The following is a 1,311-nucleotide window of genomic DNA, read 5'->3' on the forward strand; positions in this document are numbered from 1 at the left end:
TGGAGTAGCCCCCGTTTAGACCGGACACCCTGTCCAACCGAAGAGGTAGGGCTAGAGGTATGTCCAGACATAGTGCTAACGAGTTCGCCACGGTCGAGTTGGTGAACGAGGTCCAGCGTCGGCGCTGGCCATTGGCGGAGAAGCTTCGGATCGTCGAGGAGTCGTCCCGTCCGGGGATGAGCGTCTCCTACGTGGCCCGCAAGCACGGCATCGCCCCAAATCAGCTCTCCCATTGGAGGAAACTGATGAGCGAAGGCGGCAAGGTGGCGGTGCAGGCGGACGACCAGGTGGTCAGCGCATCGGAGGCTCGTGCTCTCAAGAAGCGGGTCCGTGAGCTGGAACGGCTTCTGGGCAAGAAGACGATGGAGGTGGAAATCCTCAAGGAAGGCATCAAGATCGCGCGCGAAAAAAAACTGATATCGCGCACGCCGTTGCCCTTCGAGGAGGATTTCCTGTGAAACGGGTGGCTGAGGCGTTCGACGTGGCCCGTTCGCAGTTGTCCGAACGGCTGGCGACTGGCCCAAGAAAGCGTCCATCCCGTTATTCCAAGGCCCAGGACGAAGTCCTGCTGCCTTTGATCCGTGAGATCGTCGATGGACGGCTGACATACGGCTACCGGTGGGTGTGCGCCCTCCTGAACCGACGTCTCGTGGAACGGGGACAGGCCCGGGCGAACCACAAGCGCGTCTACCGGATCATGCGGCTCCACGGCCTGCTCTTGGCCAAGCACACGGGCGTCAGGCCAGAGCGGTCGCATGACGGCAAGGTCATCACCCTGCGGCGCAACCTGCGCTGGAGCGCGGACGCCTTCGAGATCGGCTGCTGGAACGGCGAGAAGGTGCGAGTGGTCTTTGCCCTGGACTGCTGCGACCGCGAGATCATGGGTTTTGCAGCCTCGACGTGCGGCATCTCAGGCTCGATGGTGCGCGACCTGATGCTGGAATGCGTGGAGAAACGCTTCGGGACGAGCCAGGCGCTGCACCGGGTGGAGTGGCTGACCGACAACGGCTCCTGCTTCGCGGCCAAGGAGACCGTGGAATTCGCGTCCTGGCTGGGATTGGTCAGCCGATTCACCCCGGTCAGAAGCCCTGAGAGCAACGGCATGGCCGAGGCGTTCGTGAAGACCTTCAAACGAGATTACGTGTACGTCAACGATCGCCCGGATGCTCGGACCGTACTGGGCCAGCTCGCCGCCTGGTTCGAGGACTACAACGAGATGCACCCCCACAAGGAACTGCGGATGCTCTCGCCCAGAGAGTTCATCCGTTTTTCAGCAACTGCGGGGTGTCCGATTTAGCGGGGGCAACTCCA

At 62.2% G+C, this 1,311-nt stretch carries 1 protein-coding gene; it reads left to right on the forward strand.

What is annotated here, in order from left to right:
- Positions 1-59 precede the first annotated feature (59 nt).
- A protein-coding gene (locus tag NY78_RS21630; RefSeq protein ID WP_156181146.1) for an IS3 family transposase occupies positions 60-1,297 on the forward strand; the annotation gives its coding sequence in 2 pieces (ribosomal slippage) (positions 60-405 and positions 405-1,297; 1,239 coding nt in all).
- The last annotated feature ends 14 nt before the right edge of the window (positions 1,298-1,311 follow it).

This window comes from Desulfovibrio sp. TomC (genome assembly GCF_000801335.2).
Lineage (GTDB): Bacteria > Desulfobacterota > Desulfovibrionia > Desulfovibrionales > Desulfovibrionaceae > Solidesulfovibrio.